Origin of the sequence: Saccharothrix obliqua (genome assembly GCF_019375475.1) — a bacterium.
GTDB classification, from domain to species: domain Bacteria; phylum Actinomycetota; class Actinomycetes; order Mycobacteriales; family Pseudonocardiaceae; genus Actinosynnema; species Actinosynnema obliqua.
This window is the reverse complement of record NZ_JAHXGQ010000013.1, coordinates 59,485-79,804: the sequence shown is the minus strand read 5'-3', so window position 1 is coordinate 79,804 and position 20,320 is coordinate 59,485. Positions and strand designations below refer to the sequence as shown.

Genomic DNA, 20,320 nt, shown 5'->3' with positions numbered 1-20,320 from the left:
GGAGGGCATCACGTGGGGTCGGACGCCGGCCGGGTGGCCTCGTCGGCCGGGCCGGACACGCCCGCGCCCTCGAACGTCGCCATCTCCGCCAGCACCTTCGTCGCCATCGCGACCAGCGGCAGGGCGGCCACCGCGCCGGAACCCTCGCCGAGCCGGAACCCGAAGTCCAGCAGCGGTTCCAGGCCCAGGTGCTCCAGCGCCAGGGCGTGCGCCGGCTCGGCCGACCGGTGACCGGCCAGCCACCACTCGCGCGCACCCGGCGCCAGCTCCTCGGCGACGATCGCCGCCGCGCCCACCACCAGCCCGTCCAGGATGACCGGCGTGCGGCGCACGGCCGCCTGCGCCAGGAAACCCGCCGTGGCGGCGATGTCCGCGCCGGACGACGTCGCGAGCAGCCGCACCGGGTCGGTGATCACCGGCCGGGCACGGCGCAGGGCGTCGCGGATCGCCGCGGTCTTGCGCATCCAGCCCCGGTCGTCGATGCCCGTGCCGCGGCCGACGACGGCCACCGGCTCGGCGCCGGTCAACGCGGCGATGAGCACCGCCGACGGGGTGGTGTTGCCGATGCCCATGTCACCGGCGACCAGGATGTCCGCGCCGCCGTCCACCTCGTCGTCGGCGAGCTTGCGGCCCAGCTCGACCGCCCGCTCCGCCTCCTCGCGCGTCAACGCGTCCTCGCGGTCGATCGAACCCGAACCACGCCGGACCTTGTGGTCGCCGACCTGGGTGTCCGAGTCGACCGCCACGTCCACCACGCGGACCGTCGCGCCGGCGACCGCCGCCAGCACGTTCACCGCCGCGCCGCCCGCGAGGAAGTTCGCCACCATCTGACCGGTGACCTCGCTCGGGTACGCCGACACGCCGTGCGCGGCGACCCCGTGGTCACCCGCGAACACGACCACGCGAGGCCGCGTGAACGGCCGCGGCGGGCACTGGCCCTGGCACGCGGCCACCCAGACGCCCAGCTCCTCCAGCCTGCCCAGGGAACCCGCGGGCTTGGTCAGCACGCCGTGGCGCGCGACGGCCTGGCGGCGCACGTCGTCGTTCGGCGGCTCCACGGGCGGGAACACGATGGTCACCGACTACCTCCGGCTTCGCGCAGTCGCAGTGGGATTCCGGCGACGACCAGCAGCACCTCGTCGCAGACCTCGGCCAGCCGCGCGTTGAGCGAGCCGAGGTGATCGCGGAAGAGCCTGCCAGAAGCGGTGCCCGGTACGACGCCGAGGCCGACCTCGGCCGACACCAGCACCAGGCGGGCCCGGGTCGTGGACACCGCCTCCACGAGGCGCGCGCACAGCCGCTCCACGTCGTCCAGCCCGTGCCCCTCCCACGCGCCCGCGTCGTCCAACGCGCCGGTGAGCCACGTCGCCACGTCGTCCACCAGGATCGGCGGGTCGTTCACGGCGGTGGCGGTGAGCAGGGCGATCAGGTCGTCCGGGCGGGGCGCCTCGACGGTGTGCCACGTGGGCGGCCGGCGGGCCACGTGCCGGGCGATGCGCAGCTCCCACTCCGCGTCGTCCGGGTAGCGGCGGCCGGTCGCGACGTAGGTGACGACCTCGTCGACGAGCACGCCCTCGGCATGGGCGGACTTGCCCGAACGCGCACCGCCCAGGACCAGTGTCCGACGCGTCACACCGCACTCCAAGCGTTCATCGGCGACATAGCCTGACGGGATAAGGATCAACGACGCAGGGGAGGCCGTCATGGACTACCGGTGGCGGTACCAGGACGCGCTCGGGCGCGAGGTCGACGGGCCGGACGTGCGGTTCGGCGACCAGGAGGAAGCCGAAGCCTGGTTCAGCGCCGCGTGGCCGGAGCTGGCCGACGCCGGCGTGGCCCAGGTGACGTTGCTGCGCAGCGAGTCGGAGGTCTACGGGCCGATGTCGTTGTCGCCCGCCGAGTAGCGGTCCACCCGGCGCGCCGCCGCCGGCGCGCCGGGCGGGTGGGTCACGGGGTGACCGTGAGCCGCGGGTCGGTCTCCACGGAGTCGCCCAGGATCTCGTCGATCTTCGCCAGCAGGTCGGCGTCCAGCTTCACGCCGGCGGCCTTGACGTTCTCGTGCACCTGCTCCGGGCGGGACGCGCCGATGATCGCGCTGGCCACGTTCGGGTTCTGGAGCACCCACGCGACGGCGAGCTGCGCCAGGCTGAGCCCGGCGTCCGCGGCGAGTGGCTTGAGCTGCTGGACCTTGGTCAGCACGTCGTCGTTGAGGAAGCGGGCGATGAACTTCGACCCGTTCTGGTCGGTGGCGCGCGAGCCCTCGGGCACCGGCTGCCCCGGCAGGTACTTGCCGGTGAGCACGCCCTGCGCGATCGGCGACCACACGATCTGGCTGACGCCCTCGCGCTCGGACACCGGCACCACCTGGGACTCGATGACCCGCCACAGCATCGAATACTGCGGCTGGTTCGAGACGAACGGGACGTGCAGCTCGCGGGCCAGCTCGGCGGCACGCGCGATCTGCTCGGCGTTCCACTCGGAGACGCCGATGTAGAGCGCCTTGCCCTGGCGCACGATGTCGGCGAACGCCAGCATCGTCTCCTCGAGCGGGACGGTGCGGTCGTAGCGGTGCGCCTGGTACAGGTCGACGTAGTCGGTCTTCAGGCGCTTGAGCGACCCGTCGATCGACTCCAGGATGTGCTTGCGCCCGAGGCCCTTGTCGTTGGGGCCGCCCGGACCGGTCGGCCAGAAGACCTTCGTGAACAGCTCGTACGAGGCGCGGCGCTGCCCTTCGAGGGCGCGGCCCAGCACCTCCTCGGCCTTGGTGTTGGCGTACACGTCGGCCGTGTCGAAGGTGGTGATGCCGGCGTCCAGCGCGGCGCGCACGCAGGCGGTGGCCTGCTCCTCCTCGACCTGGGAACCGTGGGTCAGCCAGTTGCCGTACGAGATCTCACTGATGTTGAGGCCGCTGCGGCCGAGGCGTCGGAACTCCATGTCGCGGAGTCTAGGTCAGCGTTCGTTCGGGTAGCTAATGAACGCTGCGGGGGTCAGATGTCCGCGCCGTAGGACACGCGTGGCTTGGGCACCCGCAGCCTGCGGAGCTGGCTCGCCCGGATGAACGAGTACCAGCCGAGGGACAACCCGCGCGTGGTGTCCTTCGGGAACCGCGCGCGCACGCGCTTGACCACCATGCGGCCGAGCACGACACCCTCGATGACCATGGCCAGCAGCATGAACGCGGTGAGCAGCGTCGCGTACTGCTGGATGGCGGCCGACGGCACCAGCAGCGCCACGAACACCAGGATCGCCAGCGGCATGAACAGGCCCATGAGGTTGCGGCGCGAGTCGACGACGTCCCGGACGTACGCCTTCACCGGCCCGCGGTCACGCGGCAGCAGGTACTTGTCCTCACCCGCCATCATGCGTTCCCGGCGCTCGGCGTTGGCGGCGCGGCGCTCCTCCTTGCTCTGCTTGTTGCCGCGCATCCGCTTGAGGGCCTCGCGCTGCGTGCGGGGCGGCGGCGGCACGGGGCCCCGGCGCTTGCCCTCGGCCTCCCGGCGCTTGGGGGTCGGCCTGCCCTTGCCCGGCGTGCGCGAGGACTCGGCGGGCGTCAGCTCCGCCGGGCTCTCCTCGGCGGTCGGGGTGGCTTCGTCGGCGTTGCGGCGCAGGAACCTCACACCCCAAGAGTAGGAGATGGGCCGTTACGTACCCTTCGCGAGGTGCGAGTTGTTATTGCGCCGGACTGCTTCGGCGGCACCCTCACCGCGCGCGAGGCCGCCGAGGCGATCGCCGGGGGCTGGCGGCGGACCGCGCCGGACGACGAACTGCTGCTGCGCCCGCTGGCCGACGGCGGACCGGGATTCGTGGACGTGCTGCACGCCGCGCTCGGCGGCGAGGTCCACGCGACCGCGGTCACGGGCCCGCGTGGCGAGCCGGTGACCGCGCGGTGGCTGGAGCACGACGGCACCGCGTACCTCGAATCGGCGCAGGCGTGCGGCCTGCACCTCGTCCCCGAGGACGAACGCCCCGCCACGGCGGAGACGGCCACCACGCGCGGCGTCGGCGAACTGATCCGCACGGCCGTCGACGCGGGCGCGCACACCGTGGTGGTGGGGCTGGGCGGCACGGCGACCACCGACGGCGGCGCGGGTCTGCGCGAGGTGCTGACCTCGGTGGACGTCGCCCTCGTCGCCGCCGCGGACGTGGTGAACCCGCTGCTCGGCCCGCACGGCGCCGCCGCCGCGTTCGGGCCGCAGAAAGGCGCGTCACCCGAGGCCGTGACGCGGTTGGAGGCGCGGCTGGCCGGGATGGCGGAACTGGACCGGGTGCGTGACGTGCCGGGCGCGGGCGCCGCGGGCGGGCTGGGCGCGGCGTTGCTGGCGCTCGGCGCGACGACGACCTCCGGCGCCGGGCTGGTGCGCTCGCTGACGGCGTTGGACGCCGCGCTGGACGCCGCCGACCTGGCGATCACCGGCGAGGGCTCGTTCGACTGGCAGTCGCTGCGCGGGAAGCTGGTCACCGCCGTCGCGGGCGCGGCGGCCGAGCGCGGCATCCCGTGCCTGGTCGTGGCCGGTCAGGTGAGCGTGGGGCGGCGTGAAGCGGGCGCGGTGGGAGTGCAGGAGTCGTACTCGGTCAGCGAGCACGCGGGGTCGGTGGCGAAGTCGCTGGACGACCCCGCGGGAGCCCTCGCGGCGCTGGCCGCGGACGTCGCGAGGCAGTGGTCACACCCCCGTCCCTGACGGCTGTGGGACGATGGAGTGAGGAACAAAGCGGGTGCTGCCCGTGTTTGCAGGGAATAGATGCCCGCAAAGGACCTCTGAGGGAGAGCTATGACGACCGCTCAGGACGCAGTCACCTCGACTCCTGACGCCCCGCCCACCCACGGCGTGACGCTGACCGACGCGGCTGCCGTGAAGGCCAAGGCGCTCCTCGACCAGGAGGGCCGTGACGACATGCACCTGCGCATCGCCGTCCAGCCCGGAGGTTGTGCCGGTCTGCGCTACCAGCTGTTCTTCGACGAGCGCACGCTCGACGGTGACGCGCTGCGCGACTTCAACGGCCTCAAGGTGGCCGTGGACCGCATGAGCGCCCCGTACGTCGAGGGCGCGGTGATCGACTTCGTGGACACGATCGAGAAGCAGGGCTTCACGATCGACAACCCGAACGCGGGCGGCTCCTGCGCCTGCGGCGACTCCTTCCACTGAGTCGCGCCGAGGGCACCACGCGAACGGCCCCCGCCTGGTGGTGGGGGCCGTTGGTGTGTGTGGAGCCGGAGGAACTACACGTAGGTGTCCATGCCCACGACCTGGGCGACGCAGGCGTCGGTGACCTGCCACGGCTCGGCGGCGGGCGGTGCGGGTCGGGGCTGGTCGGTGGGCCGCAGCTCCGCGGGCAGCGCCGTGCAGTCGTCGATCAGGTCGTCGAGCGTGTCCGCGTCCAATGTCGTCACGGTGGGACCGTAGGCGTGATTCCCGGACGACGACAGCCCTACCGAGCGGTAGTCGCTCGGCAGGGCCGCATCGCCGGAACGGACCGTCAGATATGCGCCAACGTCACCGGAACGGGTGTCGCCGGCGCGGCGCCCCGGCGGGCCAGCCTGCCGATCAGGAGCGCCACCAGCACACCGAGCACGGCGGGCACCGCGCCGACCGCCGCGATCCACTGGAACCCGAGCCCGTTGGCGATGACCGCGCCCCCGATCAGCGGCCCGAACGCCGCCGCCACGTTGAACGCCGAGATGTTCACCGACGCGACCAGGCCCGCGGCCGACCCCGCCTGACCCATCAGGAACGTGTGCAGCAGCGGTCCCGACGCGAACGCCGCCGCGCCCAGCACGAAGACCGCCAGCACGGCCGTCACCTTCGTCTCCAGCAGGAAGCCCTGGACCAGCAGCAGCACGGTCAGCACGGCGAGCGGCACCGGCAGCACCCGCGGGATGGACTCCGGCCGCACGCGGCCCGCGATCGTGCTGCCGACCATGGTGCCGAGGCCGTAGACCAGCAGGACGCCGGTCACCCAGCCGGGGCTGAAACCGGTCACGTCCCGCAGCGCGGGCGCGACGTAGGTGAACGCGGTGATCATGCCGGTGAACGCGAGGATCGTGGTGAGCAGCCCGAGGAGCACGGTCCGCTTGCCGAACGCGAACAGGCTCGCCCGCACGCCGGGGTCCGGCTCGTGCTCGACCTTCGGCGCACCGAGGGCGACGCCCACGAGCCCGATCAGCGTGAGCGTGGCGACCAGCGCGAACGACGCCCGCCAGCCGAAGTTCTGGCCGACCAAGGTGCCGACCGGGATGCCGAGGATGGTGGACAGCGCCACGCCGTTCACCACCTTGGCGATGGCGGCGGTCTGCTTCTCCGGCGGCACGGCGGCCACCGCGACCTGGGACGCGACGGCGAAGAACAGGCCCTGCGCGAGCGCCGCCACCATGCGGGCCGCCATCAGGGTCGGGTAGTCGCCCGCCAGCGCGCACGCCGCGGCGGCCAGCAGCGCGAGCACCATCACGGCGATGAGCAGGGACCGGCGCGGCAGGCGCCCGGTGAGGACGGTCAGCACGGGTCCGCCGACGGCGACGGACACCGCGTACGCGGTCACCAGCAGCCCCGCGGTGGGCAGGGCGACGTCGAGGTCGGCGGCGACCTCGGGCAGCACGCCGACCACGATGAACTCGGAGGTGCCGACGGCGAAGGCGCACAACATCAGGACGAGAGCGATCACGGCCGTGACGCTAAAGTGTGACACTGACGTCAGGGTCAAGCTTGGGTGATCGACGGCTCTTCTGCCCGGAGGTGGGAATACGTGCTGATCGGCGAGTTGAGCGAGCGGACGGGCGCGACCGTGCGCATGTTGCGCTACTACGACCAGCAGGGGCTCCTGCGCCCCCAACGGACCGATTCGCGTTACCGCGTGTACGACGAGGCCGACGTGGAGCGCGTGCGCAGCGTGCGGTGCCTCATCTCGTCCGGGCTCAACGTGCGGCTGGCGCGGCTGGTCCTCGCCCACGCGTTCGACGAGGAGATCGAGCTGCCGGAGGACGAGGCGGGGTGCGTGCCGCTGCTGGAGATGCTCCAGGAGGAGTTGGCCGCGGTGAACACCCGGATCGGGCAGTTGGAGCGCAGCAAGGGGCACCTGGAGCGGCTGGTCGCCGATGTCGGGGCGATCATGGCGGACAAGCGTGCTGTGGCTGCTTGTGGTGGCGCGGAGTCGATTGGTGGCGCGGAGCTGGTTGGTTCTGGAGAGCCTGGCGGCGCAGAGCCGCAAGAGAGGGCCGGGTGATGTCCTCACCCGGCCCACTCGGTCAGAGCTTCACCGGGTAGTGCGGCTCCGGCACGACCGGCCGGATGCGGCCCTCGACGAAGATGCCGTGCCAGATCATGAACACCAGCAGCGCCCAGATCCGCCGGCTGTGGTCGGCGACCCCGGACCGGTGCTCCTCGATGATCCGCAGCACCGCGGCCTTGTCGATGTACTGGTCGGTCTGCGACTGGCGCACGGTGTCCACGGCCCACTCGTGCATCTCGTCCTTCAGCCAGTGCCGGATCGGCACCGGGAAGCCCAGCTTGCGCCGGTTGAGCACGTGCGCGGGCACGATGTCGCGGATCGCGCGGCGCAGCGCGTGCTTGGTCGTCTCCTTGGTGAGCTTCAGCTCGGACGGGACCTGCGACGCGATCCGGAACACCTCGGGGTCCAGGAACGGGACGCGCAGCTCCAGCGAGTTGGCCATGGTCATCTTGTCGGCCTTGACCAGGATGTCACCGCGCAACCAGGTGAACAGGTCGACGTGCTGCATCCGGGTCACCGGGTCCCAGCCCTGCGACTCGCGGTACGGCTTCGCGGTCACGTCCTGGTGTGACACGTTCGGGTCGTACGTCCGCAGCACCTGCCGGAGCTGGTCGTCCAGGAAGATGCGCGCGTTGCCGTAGTAGCGCTCCTCCAGGGTGAGCGCGCCCCGGCGGAGCAGGTCCTTGCCGCGCACGCCCTGCGGGATCTTCGTGGACACCCGGCCCATGGCCTTGCGCAGCGCGCCGGGAACCTTCTCGAACGGCGCCAGCGACAGCGGCTCGCGGTAGATGGTGTACCCGCCGAACAGCTCGTCCGCGCCCTCGCCGGACAGCACCACCTTCACGTGCTCGCGCGCCTCGCGGGCGATGAACCAGAGCGGCACCAGGGCCGGGTCCGCCACCGGGTCGTCCAGGTACCACGTGATGAGCGGCAGGGCGTCCATCATCTCCTGCGCCGTCACCGCCCGGACCACGTGCTTCACGCCGATCGCCGCCGCCGACTCGGCCGCGACGTCGATCTCCGAGTACCCGGCCCGCTCGAACCCGGTGGTGAACGTGATGAGGTCCGGGTTGTGCTCCTTGGCCAGCGCCGCGACCACGGTCGAGTCGATGCCGCCGGACAGGAACGAGCCGACCGTCACGTCCGCGCGCATGTGCTTGGCCACGGAGTCCCGCAGCGCCTCGGTGATCTCGTCGTAGAGGCGGTTGGCGTCGGCCTCGCCGTGCACGGCGCGCGGCCGGAAGGTGGCCGGGAAGTACCGCTCCACGACCGGGGCGCCACCCGGCTGCACGGTGAACGAGGTGCCGGACTCGATCCGGTGCACCTGGCCGTGCAGCGACTCCGGCTCGGGCACGTACTGGAGGATGAGGTAGTGCTGGAGCGCCTTGCGGTCCAGCTCGGGGCGGATGCCGATGGTGCCCGCCAGCTCCAGCACGGACTTCTTCTCGCTGGAGAACGCCACGCCGCCGGGTCCGGTCGCGTAGTACAGCGGCTTGATGCCGAACGGGTCGCGCGCGCCGAAGACGACCTTGCGCTCCGAGTCCCAGATGAGGAACGCGAACATCCCTCGCAGCTTCCCCACCGCGGCCGGGCCCCAGTAGTGGTACGCCGCCACGATGGTCTCGGTGTCGCCGTCCGTGGCGAACACCGCCCCGAACTGCTTGGTCAGCTCGGCGCGCAGCTCCAGGTAGTTGTAGATCTCGCCGTTGAAGTTGATGGTGTACCGGCCGGGCAGCTCCGGCGGGCCCCAGTGCAGGGGCTGGTGCGAGTGCTCGATGTCGATGATCGACAGCCGGTTGAAGCCGAAGACCACCTCCCCGCCCTGCCAGGTGCCCGTCTCGTCAGGCCCGCGGTGCCGCTGGCAGCGCATGGCGGCGGCAACCGCCGGGCGCGCGTGCTCGGCTTCGTTCTCGCCAGGGCAAACCAGTCCAACCAGGCCGCACACGGCTTCAGCACCTTTCGTGGGGTGTGGAGAAGTTCCCAGTATGCCGGGACGCCGTTGTGTGACCGAAACTGCACCAGGCGGGGCCTGCCCCCGAGGGGTGGGGACGCATCGCCTGAGCTACGCTCCCGCATGATCCGGCAAGGGGTTTGAGGTTCGCCCTTGCCTGCGAGCTTTCAACGAGGAGGCGGCGAGCAGTGGGCCTGAAGGAGGGCACCAGGGCAGCGCGGCTGGCGAAGGTCGTCGGGCTGGTCGGCCTGGTCGGCGTCGGGGCCACGGGTTGCTCCACGGATGAGGTGCTGCGCTTCGGCTGGCCGGTGGCCGTGACGCCGCAGGCCGAGCGGATGCGCGAGCTGTGGACGTGGTCGGTCGTCGCCGCGCTCGCGGTCGGTGTGATCGTCTGGGGGCTGATCCTCTGGTCGGTCGCGTTCCACCGCAAGAAGAGCGAGGAACTGCCCCGCCAGGTCGCCTACAACCTGCCGCTGGAACTCGTGCTCATCGTCGTGCCGACGGTCATCGTGGCGGTGTTGTTCTACTTCACCGCGGTGACCCAGAACTACGTCACGAAGAAGACCGGCGACGTGGACGTGACGGTCGACGTCATCGGCTTCCAGTGGAACTGGGAGTTCCGCTACCCGGAGTACAAGACCGCCCGGGACAACCAGCCGGTGAGCACCATCGGCACGTCCGGCGAGGTCCCGCTGCTGGTGGTGCCCCAGGGCCGGTCCATCCGGTTCAACCTGGAGTCGACCGACGTCATCCACTCGTTCTACGTGCCGGAGTTCCACTTCAAGCGGGACGTCTTCCCGAAGCCGCACAAGAACAACCAGGACAACGCGTTCGAGATCAGCCAGATCGACCGGACGGGTTCGTTCGTCGGCCGCTGCGCCGAGCTGTGCGGCGTCTACCACGCCGTGATGAACTTCGAGGTGCGCGCGCTGGAACCGGCGGTCTTCGACCGGTACATGGACCTGCGGGCGAAGGACAACCCGAAGACCGGCCAGCCGTACAGCGCCGCCGAAGCGCTGACCGAGCTGGACTGCGGTGAGCTGTGCACGCCGTTCGCGGTCACCACCAAGCCGTTCGACACCGACCGGACCGTCCGCGAGGCGTCCGGCGCCGGCAACAAGTAGGGGAGGAGGACGCTGCGATGAAGATCGAAGCCCGCATCTTCGACCTGGTCATGGGGTTCTCGTTCCTGATCGCCGTCGTGTACGGCTACTGGACGTGGGCCGACACCGGGCACCTGGAACCCATCGGCACCATCGCCCTCGCGCTCAGCGGCGGCCTGGCGCTGATCGTGGGCACGTACTTCCGGTTCGTGGCCCGGCGCATCGAGGTGCGCCCCGAGGACAACGCGGACGCCGAGATCTCCGACGGCGCCGGTGAGCTGGGCTTCTTCAGCCCCGGTTCGTACTGGCCGGTCGCGCTCGCGGCCGCGGCGGCGTTGGCCGGTGTGGCGCTCGCGTTCTGGCACGTGTGGATGCTGGTGATCGCCGTGGTCGTGGTGTTGATCGCGGTGGGCGGGTTGGTGTTCGAGTACCACACCGGGCCCAACCACGACTGAATCCGGCCGTTCGTGCTTGAGGGCCGCCCCCCTGGTGGGGCGGCCCTTTTGCTGTTCGGGGGGCGGCCCTGTTGTTTGGGCGCGGCCCTGTTGCTGTTCGAGTTCGGTTTCCTAGGCGGCGGCGTCCTTTGACGCCTGGTAGCTGTCGACGTAGTCCTGCCCCGACAAGTCGAGGATGCGGTACACGATCTCGTCGGTGACGGAGCGCAGCACGGGCAGCGACTCGTGCATCCCCGCGTACCGGGAGAAGTCGAGGGGCTTGCCGAACCGGATCGTGATGGGGCGGATGCGAGGGAGCTTCGCGTCCACCGGCTGGACCTTGTCCGTGCCGATGAGGCCCACGGGGACGACGGGCGCACCCGATTCCAACGCCATGCGGGCCACGCCCGTCCGGCCGCGGTGCAGGTGGCCGTCCAGCGAGCGGGTGCCCTCGGGGTAGATGGCGAACGCGCCGCCGCCGGCCAGGATCTCGGCCGCCGTGTCCAGGGAAGCGCGGGCCGCCCTACCGATACCCCGGCGTACCGGAACGTGGCCCAGCGAGCCGAAGAAGTACCGGGAGAGGGCGCCCTTGACGCCGGTGCCCTCGAAGTATTCGGCCTTCGCGAGGAAGGACACGCGGCGGGGGACCACCATGGGGATCACGATGCTGTCGATGAACGACAGGTGGTTCGGGGCGAGGATCACCGGGCCCGTGGTGGGCACGTTCTCCAAGCCCTCGACCGTCGGGCGCCAGACCATGCGTGCGGTTGGGGCCACCACCCGCTTCATCACCGTGTAGAGCATGGCGGCAGGCATCCCTTTCGGTGGGTTGGGGGGTCTGGGTTAAAAGCGTCCTCGCCGGACTGGCAGACCGCCAAGGATGACGATCAAAGGCGGGCTGCGTGTCATCCCCGTATGGCCTGGTCAAGACAACCACCCTCGTTCCCAGGGCGCAAACGAAGTGCGTGTTTGCGCCCTGGGAACGAGCGCGGTTCGCTGGCGCGCAGGCCATACGGGGATGACACGCAGCGGGGTGGGGCGTGCGGCGTGGCCGCTTGCTGTTGCCTGCGGCTTGGCCGGTGTTGCTGTCGCCTGTGGTTTGGCGGTGTTGCTGTCGCGTGCGGTTGGCCGGTGTTGCTGTCGCGTGCGGCTTGCCCGGTGTTGCTAGTCCGCGGTCAGTTCTGCCTTTAGTTCCGTCGAACGGGTGACCCACTTGTTCAGCAGGGTGGCGGTGGCCCCCGAGTCGATTGCCTCGGCCGCTCTCGTCAGGGCGCCGGCCAGGTCCGCGTGCAGGTCGTCGGTCAGGCCGGTGTGGGCGGCGATGGCGCCTGCCGCGTTGAGCAGCACGGCGTCTCGCACGGGGCCCGGCTTGCCGGCCACCAGGTTGCGCACGACCTCGGCGTTGACCGCCGCGTCGCCGCCACGCAGGTCCTCCGGCAGCGCGGGGCTGATGCCCAAGGCCGAGGGGTCGATCCGGTCCTCGCGGACGGTGCCGCCCCGGGCCGCCCAGACGGTGGTGGTGGTCGTGGTGGTGATCTCGTCCAGCCCGTCGTCGCCGCGTACCACCAGGGCCGTGTTGCCGCGTCGGGCGAAGACGCCCGCGATCAGGGGCGCCGCGGCGGCTCGGGCGCAGCCGATCAGGCCGACCTCGGGCTGGGCCGGGTTGGTGAGCGGGCCCAGGAGGTTGAACGACGTCGGGATGCCCAGTTCGCGCCGGGGGCCCAGGGTGTGGCGGAACGCCGGGTGGAAGACGGGTGCGAAGCAGAAGCCGATGCCCAGCTCCTCGACCGTCGCCTGCACGCCCAGGGGCGGCAGGTCGATGGCCACGCCCAGTTCCTCCAGGACGTCGGCGGTGCCGCACTTGGAGGACGCGCTGCGGTTGCCGTGCTTCACGATCGGCACGCCGGCCGCCGCGGTCACCAGGGTGGCCATGGTGGAGATGTTCACCGACTGCGAGTTGTCACCACCGGTGCCGACGATGTCCGCGGCCCGCGCCTGCACGGTGAAGCGGCGGGCGTGCTTGAGCATCGCGGTGGCCAGGCCGTCGACCTCGGCGGGCGTCTCGCCCTTCGCCCGGAGCGCGACGGCGAAGGCGCCGATCTGGGCCGTCGTCGCCGCACCGGACATGATCTGGTCCATCGCCCAGGCCGTGTCGTCCTCGGAGAGGTCGGTCCGGTCGATGAGCTGGTTGAGCAGTAACGGCCACGTGCGCTCGGTCATCGCCCTCAGCTCCGCACGGCCGGCACCGACGCCGAGCGCAGCACCTCGGCCACGGTCTCGGCGGCGGCCAGCGGGTCCAGGGGGTGGACCAGCACGGCGTCGGCCTGGGACCAGGTCGCCAGCCAGCGGTCGTCCTTGCGGCGGACGGCTACCACGATCGGGGGGCAATCGGTGATCTCGTTCTTGAGCTGCCGGGACAGGCCCATGCCGCCCGTCGGCTGCGCCTCGCCGTCGAGGATGGCGAGGTCCACCTGGTTGTGGTCCATCTCGTAGAGGACGTCGGCGATCGCGCCGACCTCGACGTACTCCACCCGGCCCAGGTCCGGGGCCGGTCGGCGGCCCACCGCAGTGATGATCGTCTCACGCACCTCGGGGCGGTGGCTGAACACCAGGATCCTGGTCGTCTGCGTGCTCATCTGCGTGATCCTCCGGCGGGTCGGGTGCCAGGTGCCGCTGATGTTATCCGGCGCACCTACGCGGACCCCTGCCGGACCTGGAGAGCGTCCCAGCCGAGCCACTCGCCGTCCAGGCGCTGGGCCAGGCTCGCCATCCGCGAGCGCTCCTGGGCGCACGACAACGCGGTCAGCACCTGCACCCGCAACGCGTGGCAGACCTCACCGGCCCGGAACTCCCAGTCGTCCTGCGCGAGGATCTCCGCCGCCCGTCCCCGCTGATCAGGAGGGATGCGCAGGTGGTGGCGCAGCACGGCCGGGGCTTCCGGGCGCAGGCCGGGGGAGCGGGCCAGGACGGCGGAGTCGGCCTCGGCGAAGTCGAACGCCTCGGCGACCACCTCCAGGTCGGGTGAATCGATCTCCGGTGGGGGTTCGCCCCGCCGGACCAGTCGATCCCGCAACCTGCGCAACAACCCCATGGTGTCCTCACCGCGAGTACGGCCCCGGTGACCGGCCGATCAGCGCCGGACCCGATGGGCGGAGCGAAAACCTGCAAGCAATAATGCGTCGTGTGACAACGGCAGCGCCCTCCCTCGGCCAGCGCGTGCACTCGCTGAACCGCCCGAACATGGTCAGCGTCGGCACGATCGTCTGGCTGTCCAGTGAGCTCATGTTCTTCGCGGGCCTCTTCGCGATGTTCTTCACCGTCAAGGCCCAGAACGAAGGGCACTGGCCACCAGAGCCGACCGAGTTGAACGTGCCCTACGCACTGTTCTTCACGACCATCCTGGTGGCGTCGTCGTTCACCTGCCAGTGGGGCGTCTTCGCCGCCGAGCGCGGTGACGTGTTCGGCCTGCGCCGCTGGTACCTGGTGACGCTGATCATGGGTGCGATCTTCGTCGCCGGCCAGGCCGGCGAGTACGTGACCCTCGTGAAGGAGGGCACGACGATCGCCGAGTCCGCGTACGGCACCGTCTTCTTCCTGACGACCGGCTTCCACGGCCTGCACGTGATCGGTGGGTTGATCGCGTTCGGGTACCTGCTGGTCCGCACGAAGCTGAGCAAGTTCACGCCGGCCCAGGCCACCTCGGCCATCGTCGTGTCGTACTACTGGCACTTCGTGGACGTCGTCTGGATCGGCTTGTTCGCCATCATCTACATCGTGCCCTGACGACCAGCACGAACCCCGAACTCACTCCAGCAAGGGTTGCTGCACACATGACCACCAACACCAAGCGCAAGCGCGGCACGAAGCTGCGCAGGCGGATCTCGGGCCTGCTCGCGCTGGGCTTCGCGCTGCTGTCCGCGGGTTTCCTGTTCAGCGCGCTGGCGCCGCAGCCGCAGACCGCGCAGGCGCAGGACGACCCGGCCCAGGTGCGGCTGGGTGAGCAGCTCTACAACAACACCTGCATCTCCTGCCACGGCAAGAACCTGGACGGCGTGCAGGACCGCGGCCCGAGCCTGATCGGCGTCGGCGAGGCGGCCGTCTACTTCCAGGTGTCGTCCGGCCGGATGCCGATGGCGCGCCAGGAGGCGCAGGCCCAGCGGAAGCCGGCCGTGTTCACGGCCGAGGAGATCGACGCCCTCGGCGCGTTCATCCAGACCCGCGGCGGCGGGCCGCAGACGCCGGAGAAGCGCGGCGAGGCGCTGCGCGGCGAGGACCCGGCGCGTGGCGGCGAGCTGTTCCGCCTCAACTGCGCGGCGTGCCACAACTTCACCGGTCGCGGCGGGGCGCTGTCGTCCGGCAAGTTCGCACCCGAGTTGGACGGCGTGACCGAGGAGCAGCTCTACACGGCGATGCTCACCGGTCCGCAGAACATGCCGAAGTTCTCCGACCGGCAGCTCACGCCGGAGGAGAAGCAGGACATCATCGCGTACATCAAGTCGGTGACCGACGGGAACAACAACCCCGGCGGCGCCCCCCTCGGCGGCCTCGGGCCGGTATCGGAGGGTCTGATCGCGTTCATCGTGGGTATCGCCGCCCTGATCGGCGTGACCCTCTGGATCGGAGCCAAGGCATGAGCGGCGAGAAGCCGAAGGAGCTGCCCGACGAGGCCGAACTCGCCGGGATGAGCCGGGACGAGCTGGTGAAGCTCGGCACCAACCTGGACGGCGTCGAGCTGGTCCACTACCAGGAGCGGTGGCCGGTCAAGGGCACCCGCGCGGAGAAGCGCGCCGAGCGCGCCGTCGCCCTGTGGTTCACCCTCGCCGCCGTCGCGGGTCTCGCGTTCCTCGCGGCCTTCCTGTTCTGGCCGTGGAAGTACGAGGCGCCGAACACGTCCGGCCACTTCCTGTACTCGCTGTACAACCCGATCATCGGCGCGACGCTGGGCCTGTCCATCCTGGCCCTGGGCATCGGCGCCCTGCTCTACACCAAGAAGTTCATCCCGGACGAGATCGCCGTCCAGCAGCGCCACGACGGCGGCTCGCCGGAGGTCGACAAGGCGACCGTCGTCGCCGAGCTGGCGGACGCGGGCGCCCGCTCCACCATCGCCCGCCGGTCGCTGATCAAGCGGACGGCCGGCCTCGGCGCGGGCGTGTTCGGCCTCGGCGTGCTCGCCGTGCCGCTGGGCGCGCTGGTCCGCAACCCGTGGGCGGACAGCGAGAGCAAGGACTCGCTGTGGCACACCGGCTGGAAGTCGGAGAACGGCGAGAAGGTCTACCTGCGCCGCAGCACCGGCCGGTTGCACGAGGTCGCCCTGGTCCGCCCCGAGGACCTCGACGCCGGTGGTTTCGAGACGGTGTTCCCGTTCCGCGAGTCCGAGCGCGGCAACGAGGAAGCCCTGGTCGCGGCCATGAAGCGGGCCGACACCCCGGTCATGCTCATCCGCCTGCGCCCCGGCCAGCAGGTCGTCAAGCGCGAGGGCCAGGAGGACTTCAACTACGGCGACTTCTACGCCTACTCGAAGATCTGCACGCACCTGGGCTGCCCGACCTCGCTGTACGAGCAGCAGACCGGTCTGCTGCTGTGCCCGTGCCACCAGTCGCAGTTCGACGTCTTCCACTACGGCAAGCCCCGGTTCGGCCCCGCGACGCGCGCGCTGCCCCAGCTTCCGATCACGGTGGACGAGGACGGATACTTGATCGCCCGCAGCGACTTCATCGAGGCTGTGGGTCCGGCGTTCTGGGAGCGTAAGTCATGAGCGGCATCACGACGCCGACCAAGCGGCCCAACGCCGCCGCCAGGGTGGCGGGCGGTGCCGCGAAGTGGGCCGACGACCGGTTCCACATGGCCGGTGGTATGCGGAAACAGCTCAACAAGGTGTTTCCGACCCACTGGTCGTTCCTGCTCGGTGAGATCGCGCTGTACAGCTTCATCATCCTGCTGCTGTCCGGCACGTACCTGGCGCTGTTCTTCGACCCCTCCATGGAGGAGGTCGTCTACCACGGCAGCCTGGTGAACATGCAGAACATGGAGATGTCGCGGGCGTTCGAGTCGACGCTCGAGATCTCCTTCGACGTGCGTGGCGGCCTGTTCGTGCGGCAGGTCCACCACTGGTCGGCGCTGCTGTTCATGGCCGCGATCGTGATCCACATGTTCCGGATCTTCTTCACCGGCGCCTTCCGCCGGCCGCGGGAGATCAACTGGGTCATCGGCATCGTGCTGTTCATGCTGGGCGCGATCGAGGGCTTCCTCGGCTACTCGCTGCCCGACGACCTGCTGTCCGGCACCGGCCTGCGCGTGATGGCGGCCCTGCTGATCTCCTTCCCGGTGATCGGCACGTGGCTGAACTGGCTGGCGTTCGGCGGCGAGTTCCCCGGCACGGAGATCATCCCGCGCCTCTACACGCTGCACATCCTGGTCATCCCGGCCATCATCCTGGCGTTGATCGCCGTGCACCTGGGCCTGGTCTGGTACCAGAAGCACACGCAGTTCCCGGGCGTCGGCCGCAAGGAGACCAACGTCGTCGGCGTGCGCATCATGCCGGTGTTCGCGGCCAAGGGCGGCGGGTTCTTCGCGGTCGTCGTCGCGGTCACCGCGATCATGGGCGGCATCTTCCAGATCAACCCGATCTGGAACATCGGCCCGTACAACCCGTCCCAGGTGTCGGCGGGCTCGCAGCCCGACTGGTACATGGGCTGGACCGACGGCCTGGTCCGCGCGTGGCCCGCGTGGGAGATGTACCTCGGCGACTACACGATCCCGGCGCCGTTCTGGCCGTTCATCCTCGGCCTGCCGCTGCTCACCGGCATCGCCGCGGTGTACCCGTGGATCGAGCGGAAGATGACCAAGGACTACGCGCACCACAACCTGCTCCAGCGTCCGCGCGACGTGCCGGTCCGGACGTCGCTGGGCGTCATGGCCATCTCGTACTTCCTGGTCCTGCTGGTCATGGGCGCGAACGACATCTTCGCGTACAAGTTCGACGTGTCGCTGAACGCGACCACGTGGATGGGCCGCATCGGCATGCTGGTGATCCCGCCGGTCGCCTACTTCCTGACCTACCGGATCTGCATCGGCCTCCAGCGCGCCGACCGGGAGGTGCTGGAGCACGGTGTCGAGACCGGCATCATCAAGCGCCTGCCGCACGGCGAGTTCATCGAGGTCCACCAGCCGCTCGGCCCGGTGGACGAGCACGGCCACCCGCTGCCCCTGGCCTACCAGGGCGCACCGGTGCCGAAGAAGATGAACAAGCTCGGCTCGGCGGGCCACCCGGTGCCCGGCAGCTTCCTCACGCCGGACTCGCCGGAGGAGACCGCCGCGCTCGCCCGCGCCCGCCGCGAGCAGGGCGACCCGAAAGCGGCGCTGTCCGCCGAGGGCACGGCCACCGGTGAGCTGACGGGCAAGCCCGCCCAGCCGGAGAGCTGACCCGCGAGACGACGAAGGCCCCCGCACCGACCGGTGCGGGGGCCTTCGCGCGCAGTGCCCGCTGTCAGACGTCGTCGAGGCCGACGGAGAACGCGGCCTCGGTGTCGCGCTTGGAGTAGGAGCGGAACGAGATGTGGGTGTCGGTGTTCAGCACGCCCGGCACCTTCGAGATGTGGCCGGGCACCAGCTCGGCCAGCTCCTCGTGGCGGGCGACCTTCACCAGGGCGATCAGGTCCACGTCCCCGGCGCACGAGTAGACCTCGGTGACGCCTTCGATGTCGGCGATCGCCTGCGCCGCGTCCGGGATGGTATCGGCGGCGGCCTGGATCAACACGATCGCGGTGATCACGGCGTCCTCCTCGTCAAGGTCGGGTGTGCCCACATGCTAGTGGCCCCACTCCGCGTACTGGTCGCGGCCGGCCTCCGCCCGCTCCACCCACGCCCGCCACGCCCCGGCGGCGTGCGCGGGCGACGTCCAGGGCCGCTCGCAGCGCACCAGCCGCGTGCCGGGCCGGTCCAGCCACCGCAGCACCACGGACGCCTCCTCCGGCGGCGCGCCGCGCAGCGGGCCCTCGCCGGGCAGCACCGTCTCGGCCGCCGCCACCAGCTCGTCCACCACCGGCATCGGCCGCACGCCCCGCGGCGCCACACCCGCCGACGCCAGCCGCCCGTGCCGCACCACCGCGAACTCCCAGCCGCCCGCGCCGTCCGGCCGCGCGGCGACCAGTTCCGGCAACGCCGCCAGCCCCGCGAGCCGCTGGCCCCGGTCCAGCACCCGCACCAGGCCCGCCACCCGGTCCCGGTGCGCGGCGGCGTCCTCGAACCGCTCAGCGCCCGCCAGCACCTCCAGGTGCGCGGCCACGGCCCGCAGCGGTGCGGTGTCCTCACCGGCCACCAGCGCCCGCAACGACGCCACGGCGGGCGCGTACTCGGCCACGGACTGCTTGCCCGCGCACGGGGCCTTGCAGCGGCCCAGTTCGTGCAGCGCGCAGGGCGTGCCCTTCGGCGCGCGTGCCGGGATGCGTTGCGAGCACGCCCGCAGCGGCACGGCGTCCAGCAACGCGTCCGACGCCGCCTCCGCGAGCCGGCGGGAGCGGAACGGGCCGATCGCGCCGTCCCGGGGAGTGCGGACCAGGGACAGGCGTGGGAACGGCTCGTCCGTCAACGCCAGCCACCACCAGCCGTTCTGGTTCTTGGAACGGCGGTTGTAGGCCGGTTTGTGCGCGGTCAGCAACCGCAGCTCGCGCACCTCCGCCTCCAGCGGGTGCGCACACGTGATCGCGTCCACCCGGACCGCCAGCGCCACCATCTCCCGCAGCCGCTTGCGGCCCTCCGCGGCGGTGAAGTATTGCCGCACCCGGCGGCGGAGGTCGGACGCGGTGCCCACGTACAGCACCTCCTCGGACGGTCCCCGGAACAGGTACACCCCGGGCGCGGCGGGCAGGTGCGCCGCCAACGACCGCTTCCGCCGCTGCGCCGGCGTGACCTCCGGCAGGTAGGCGACCAGCTCCTCCAGCGAGTGCACCCCCACCGAACCCACCCGTTCCAGCAGGCGGTGCAGCACCTCCACCGTCGCCTGGGCATCCACCAGGGCGCGGTGGTTCGGCGTCGGGCCCACCCCGAACAGCTCGGCCAGCGCCGACAGCCGGCAGCTCGGCGCCTCCTCGCGGGACAACACGCGTCGGGCCAGCTTCACCGTGCACACCACGGTCGGCCGGGGCCACGCGTACCCGTGCCGCTCGCACGCCGCCTTCAGGAAGCTCACGTCGAACCCCGAGTTGTGGGCCACCAGCACCGCGCCCGCCGCGAACTCCAGGAACGCGGGCAGCACCCGCGCCAGCGGCGGCGCGCCGGTGACCATGAGCTGGGTGATCCCGGTCAGCGCCACCACCTGCGGCGGGATGCCGCGCTCCGGGTCGACCAGGGTCGAGAACGTGCCGAGCACCCGGCCACCGCGCACCTTCACCGCGCCGATCTCGGTGATCGCGTCCTCACCCGCGCGACCACCCGTCGTCTCCAGGTCGAAGACGACGAACGTGGTGTCGCGCAGCGGGGTGCCCAACTCGTCGAACGAGAGCTGGGAAGACGAGTGGGGGGAGGGCTGCGTGCTCACCGCCGGCACCGTAGCGGTGGGGTACGACAGTGTTGGACCGCCGCGGCTGCCGGGGGGCGTGAGCGGGGTGGGGGAG

Annotated in this window: 23 protein-coding genes; 10 read left to right on the top strand and 13 right to left on the bottom strand. The window is 71.1% G+C overall.

The annotated features are described in order from the left end of the window. Positions 1-8: 8 nt before the first annotated feature. Positions 9-1,079, bottom strand: coding sequence for a nicotinate-nucleotide--dimethylbenzimidazole phosphoribosyltransferase (gene cobT / locus KZQ38_RS31305; protein ID WP_219447280.1), 1,071 nt, complete (start codon positions 1,077-1,079; stop codon positions 9-11). Further along, a complete protein-coding gene (cobU, locus tag KZQ38_RS31300; RefSeq protein ID WP_219447278.1) occupies positions 1,076-1,633 on the bottom strand; it encodes a bifunctional adenosylcobinamide kinase/adenosylcobinamide-phosphate guanylyltransferase in 558 nt (185 codons plus the stop codon). Before cobU ends, cobT begins: the two co-directional genes overlap by 4 nt. 70 nt (positions 1,634-1,703) lie before the next feature. Between cobU and KZQ38_RS31295 the strand changes: the two genes are divergently transcribed. Next, positions 1,704-1,904, top strand: coding sequence for a hypothetical protein (locus KZQ38_RS31295; RefSeq protein ID WP_219447276.1), 201 nt, complete (start codon positions 1,704-1,706; stop codon positions 1,902-1,904). Between the two features lie 43 nt (positions 1,905-1,947). Here the strand turns inward: KZQ38_RS31295 and KZQ38_RS31290 are convergent, their stop codons facing one another. Both KZQ38_RS31290 and KZQ38_RS31285 read right to left on the bottom strand, forming a co-directional pair. Then, entirely contained in the window at positions 1,948-2,934 is a 987-nt protein-coding gene (locus tag KZQ38_RS31290) for an aldo/keto reductase family protein (protein WP_219447274.1), read from the bottom strand. A gap of 53 nt (positions 2,935-2,987) precedes the next feature. Then, on the bottom strand, positions 2,988-3,617 hold the full coding sequence (locus tag KZQ38_RS31285) for a DUF3043 domain-containing protein (RefSeq protein ID WP_219447272.1): 630 nt from the start codon (positions 3,615-3,617) through the stop codon (positions 2,988-2,990). 42 nt (positions 3,618-3,659) lie between these two features. Between KZQ38_RS31285 and KZQ38_RS31280 the strand changes: the two genes are divergently transcribed. Further along, positions 3,660-4,679, top strand: coding sequence for a glycerate kinase family protein (locus KZQ38_RS31280; RefSeq protein WP_219447270.1), 1,020 nt, complete (start codon positions 3,660-3,662; stop codon positions 4,677-4,679). 90 nt (positions 4,680-4,769) lie between these two features. Beyond that, entirely contained in the window at positions 4,770-5,144 is a 375-nt protein-coding gene (locus KZQ38_RS31275) for a HesB/IscA family protein (protein ID WP_219447268.1), read from the top strand. Positions 5,145-5,218: 74 nt separating this feature from the next. On the opposite strand, the gene KZQ38_RS31270 is transcribed toward KZQ38_RS31275, so the two are convergent. Both KZQ38_RS31270 and KZQ38_RS31265 read right to left on the bottom strand, forming a co-directional pair. Beyond that, positions 5,219-5,389 (bottom strand): hypothetical protein, encoded by a 171-nt coding sequence (locus KZQ38_RS31270; RefSeq protein WP_219447266.1) that lies wholly within the window; start codon positions 5,387-5,389, stop codon positions 5,219-5,221. An 86-nt stretch (positions 5,390-5,475) separates the two neighbouring features. Continuing rightward, a complete protein-coding gene (locus KZQ38_RS31265; RefSeq protein WP_308258683.1) occupies positions 5,476-6,657 on the bottom strand; it encodes an MFS transporter in 1,182 nt (393 codons plus the stop codon). A gap of 81 nt (positions 6,658-6,738) precedes the next feature. Here KZQ38_RS31265 and KZQ38_RS31260 point away from each other — a divergent pair, with 81 nt between their 5' ends. Next, positions 6,739-7,215: a MerR family transcriptional regulator gene (locus KZQ38_RS31260; protein ID WP_219447265.1), complete on the top strand. Its 477-nt coding sequence runs from the start codon at positions 6,739-6,741 to the stop codon at positions 7,213-7,215. A gap of 22 nt (positions 7,216-7,237) precedes the next feature. Here KZQ38_RS31260 and asnB read toward each other — a convergent pair whose 3' ends face one another. Beyond that, positions 7,238-9,166 carry an asparagine synthase (glutamine-hydrolyzing) gene (gene asnB / locus KZQ38_RS31255; RefSeq protein ID WP_219447263.1) on the bottom strand — a complete coding sequence of 643 codons (1,929 nt, stop codon included), beginning with the start codon at positions 9,164-9,166 and terminating at the stop codon, positions 7,238-7,240. Between the two features lie 194 nt (positions 9,167-9,360). On the opposite strand from asnB, the gene ctaC reads away from it, so the two are divergent. Further along, positions 9,361-10,296, top strand: a complete 936-nt coding sequence (gene ctaC / locus KZQ38_RS31250; protein WP_219447260.1) for an aa3-type cytochrome oxidase subunit II — start codon at positions 9,361-9,363, stop codon at positions 10,294-10,296. 17 nt (positions 10,297-10,313) lie between these two features. Then, entirely contained in the window at positions 10,314-10,730 is a 417-nt protein-coding gene (locus KZQ38_RS31245; protein WP_219447258.1) for a cytochrome c oxidase subunit 4, read from the top strand. Positions 10,731-10,841: 111 nt separating this feature from the next. On the opposite strand, the gene KZQ38_RS31240 is transcribed toward KZQ38_RS31245, so the two are convergent. The 4 genes from KZQ38_RS31240 to KZQ38_RS31225 all read right to left on the bottom strand — a co-directional run bounded on the left by KZQ38_RS31240 (position 10,842) and on the right by KZQ38_RS31225 (position 13,800). After that, positions 10,842-11,513 carry a lysophospholipid acyltransferase family protein gene (locus KZQ38_RS31240; RefSeq protein WP_219447256.1) on the bottom strand — a complete coding sequence of 224 codons (672 nt, stop codon included), beginning with the start codon at positions 11,511-11,513 and terminating at the stop codon, positions 10,842-10,844. Between the two features lie 360 nt (positions 11,514-11,873). Next, entirely contained in the window at positions 11,874-12,929 is a 1,056-nt protein-coding gene (trpD, locus tag KZQ38_RS31235; RefSeq protein ID WP_219447254.1) for an anthranilate phosphoribosyltransferase, read from the bottom strand. Positions 12,930-12,934: 5 nt separating this feature from the next. Continuing rightward, positions 12,935-13,345, bottom strand: coding sequence for a hypothetical protein (locus KZQ38_RS31230; RefSeq protein WP_219447252.1), 411 nt, complete (start codon positions 13,343-13,345; stop codon positions 12,935-12,937). A 56-nt stretch (positions 13,346-13,401) separates the two neighbouring features. Then, entirely contained in the window at positions 13,402-13,800 is a 399-nt protein-coding gene (locus KZQ38_RS31225) for a hypothetical protein (RefSeq protein ID WP_219447250.1), read from the bottom strand. 83 nt (positions 13,801-13,883) lie between these two features. On the opposite strand from KZQ38_RS31225, the gene ctaE reads away from it, so the two are divergent. From ctaE to qcrB, 4 genes are read left to right on the top strand one after another with little or no spacing between them, the layout of a single operon-like run. Continuing rightward, entirely contained in the window at positions 13,884-14,492 is a 609-nt protein-coding gene (ctaE, locus tag KZQ38_RS31220) for an aa3-type cytochrome oxidase subunit III (protein WP_219447248.1), read from the top strand. Between the two features lie 47 nt (positions 14,493-14,539). Next, positions 14,540-15,343, top strand: coding sequence for a cytochrome bc1 complex diheme cytochrome c subunit (gene qcrC / locus KZQ38_RS31215; protein ID WP_219447246.1), 804 nt, complete (start codon positions 14,540-14,542; stop codon positions 15,341-15,343). Then, entirely contained in the window at positions 15,340-16,464 is a 1,125-nt protein-coding gene (gene qcrA / locus KZQ38_RS31210; protein WP_219447244.1) for a cytochrome bc1 complex Rieske iron-sulfur subunit, read from the top strand. The genes qcrC and qcrA overlap by 4 nt, the downstream gene beginning before the upstream one ends. Next, complete coding sequence (gene qcrB, locus KZQ38_RS31205; RefSeq protein WP_219447242.1) at positions 16,461-18,131, top strand: cytochrome bc1 complex cytochrome b subunit; 1,671 nt, start codon at positions 16,461-16,463, stop codon at positions 18,129-18,131. Before qcrA ends, qcrB begins: the two co-directional genes overlap by 4 nt. A gap of 64 nt (positions 18,132-18,195) precedes the next feature. Here the strand turns inward: qcrB and KZQ38_RS31200 are convergent, their stop codons facing one another. Both KZQ38_RS31200 and KZQ38_RS31195 read right to left on the bottom strand, forming a co-directional pair. Then, positions 18,196-18,480, bottom strand: a complete 285-nt coding sequence (locus KZQ38_RS31200; RefSeq protein ID WP_219447240.1) for an Lrp/AsnC family transcriptional regulator — start codon at positions 18,478-18,480, stop codon at positions 18,196-18,198. A gap of 36 nt (positions 18,481-18,516) precedes the next feature. Beyond that, a complete protein-coding gene (locus KZQ38_RS31195) occupies positions 18,517-20,244 on the bottom strand; it encodes a DEDD exonuclease domain-containing protein (protein WP_219447238.1) in 1,728 nt (575 codons plus the stop codon). Positions 20,245-20,320 lie beyond the last annotated feature (76 nt).